The 833-nt window shown below is 31.5% G+C and carries 2 protein-coding genes; one reads left to right on the top strand and one right to left on the bottom strand.

Annotated elements, in window-relative coordinates; all coding sequences use genetic code 11:
• A partial coding sequence (locus tag FFR48_RS29870; RefSeq protein ID WP_236104239.1) for an AbrB/MazE/SpoVT family DNA-binding domain-containing protein occupies positions 1-331 on the top strand: 331 nt, incomplete at its 5' end.
• Here the strand turns inward: FFR48_RS29870 and FFR48_RS30710 are convergent.
• Complete coding sequence (locus FFR48_RS30710; RefSeq protein WP_137669604.1) at positions 227-634, bottom strand: DUF4238 domain-containing protein; 408 nt, start codon at positions 632-634, stop codon at positions 227-229. The two genes, FFR48_RS29870 and FFR48_RS30710, sit on opposite strands and share 105 nt — an antisense overlap.
• Positions 635-833 lie beyond the last annotated feature (199 nt).

The raw sequence follows: 833 nt of genomic DNA, 5'->3' as shown, positions 1-833 counted from the left end.
GGGGAGCTTATCTCCTCATCTCACTTCTTTTGCTCCCATGTCAAGTCAAATTTTTCTCTGCTTGCTGCTGCTTATCTTGTTTCTTTTGTCAAGTTCATTTTATACCAAATTAGATGAGCTTACCCTGCATCAAATGGGCAAAGCTGTTAAAACCCAAATTGTCAAAATCGGAGATTCGCAAGGTGTTTTTATTCCTAAAACACTGTTAGAACAAAGCGGAATTACTTCAGAAGTAGAAATAGAAGTTCAAGGAAATCATTTCATTATTCGCCCATTTAAACAAGTAAGAAAGGGTTGGGAAAAAGCATTTATAGAAATGGCGGAAAGATGAAATGAATGCCATTATTAATGACTTATTATTTTCATTTTCTAAAATCTTAAAGTTTCCATTAATAACTTGCTCAACTAATGTTGATGCAGGTGTTTCAATCTCATTTAAAAATTTTTCAATTGAAGTATCTTGGTCATAGAAAAAATTTTGTGAAAATACTTGTGAAATATTCTGATTAGGTCTAATACTACAGTTTTTTGTATCGAAAATATTGATTCTAAATATTCCTTTCTTTGCCTTCCAGCCAAAGTTCCTTAAAAGGAATTGAGGTACATAATGTTGGTTTATAGTTATATTTCCCATATAGTTTAAGAATAAGCTTTAAAAAACTTCATTTTCATTAGATAATTATAAACTGAAGTTATCCTAACTCAAATAAGCTGTTGTGCAGCTAGATTGTATAATAGGGAATTAAGTAACTAAGCGATCGCTTCTGAATTATGCCAGCAAAAAACCATCTGTCTCAAGAACAGAGAGAAAAGCTCTTAAAACACCTAAAAGA

The sequence above is a fragment of the Sphaerospermopsis reniformis genome (assembly GCF_005402885.1).
GTDB classification, from domain to species: Bacteria; Cyanobacteriota; Cyanobacteriia; order Cyanobacteriales; family Nostocaceae; genus Sphaerospermopsis; species Sphaerospermopsis kisseleviana.
The sequence above is the reverse complement of the archived record's forward strand: the minus strand, read 5'-3'. Positions and strand labels throughout refer to the sequence as shown.